The 790-nt window shown below is 26.7% G+C and carries 2 protein-coding genes; both read right to left on the reverse strand.

What is annotated here, in order from left to right; genetic code table 11:
* Positions 1-95: 95 nt before the first annotated feature.
* Positions 96-548 carry a hypothetical protein gene (locus UNSWCS_RS11055; protein WP_021088553.1) on the reverse strand — a complete coding sequence of 151 codons (453 nt, stop codon included), beginning with the start codon at positions 546-548 and terminating at the stop codon, positions 96-98.
* Positions 549-790 (reverse strand): hypothetical protein (locus tag UNSWCS_RS12150; protein WP_235044412.1); only part of this gene is annotated, 242 nt, incomplete at its 5' end.

Here is a 790-nt window from a genome sequence, read left to right on the forward strand (position 1 = left end):
TCGGCATAGGGATTTTTTTATTTTATAAATTTGTTGTTAAATGCCGTATTTTTTGGGTTTGTGGCGGACAGAGAGGGATTTGAATACTATATACTTTATTTCATTTCTATTTTTATCAAGTCTTTTACGTTATTTACTATTTTTCCTTTTGTTTTACACATTTTTATTTGGTAGTTTTTGTTTAGTTCTGCTTTAAAGCATTTATTTCCTATGTATTCTTTTAAAATTATTTCATCTCCGCCGTATATGGTTATTTCTTTTTTGTTGTATATGTTTATTTTTCCTTTTTCATTGTCGTATTTCCAAAACATTTTTCTTGGTTGATTATCAAGTAAAATTTCGTGATTTTTTTCAAAACTTATATCCCAGTTACTGCCTGCTGTGAGTATAAAATCTATAAAGTATCTATCCGTTTGTATGTTCCATTCGCCTACTAAATTTAAATCTTTTATGTATTTTTCTCGTTTATTCTTTTTATCTATGTTTATTTCTATTGGATCTGCTATTAAAAATATACAAAATAACGATAGGGCTGTTATTATTCTCATTTATCCCCCTATCTCTTTTTTAAGTATCCTTGCTTTTATGTCTGATAGGTAAAATTCTTGTTCTATCTCACTTAGCTTGTCAAATAGTTCTATTAGTTCTTTATGCTTTGGATTAATTTCACTTTCTTTTTGAAAATAAAATTCTAGTATTTTGTATAGGTTTGGGTTATTTTTTTCCCAGTTATAGATAGTTTTTATATCTTTTCCGATAAATTCGGCTACTTCTCTTTTGTTCATTTCTT

This window comes from Campylobacter concisus UNSWCS, from assembly GCF_000466685.1.
In the GTDB taxonomy this organism is placed as follows: Bacteria; Campylobacterota; Campylobacteria; order Campylobacterales; family Campylobacteraceae; genus Campylobacter_A; species Campylobacter_A concisus_A.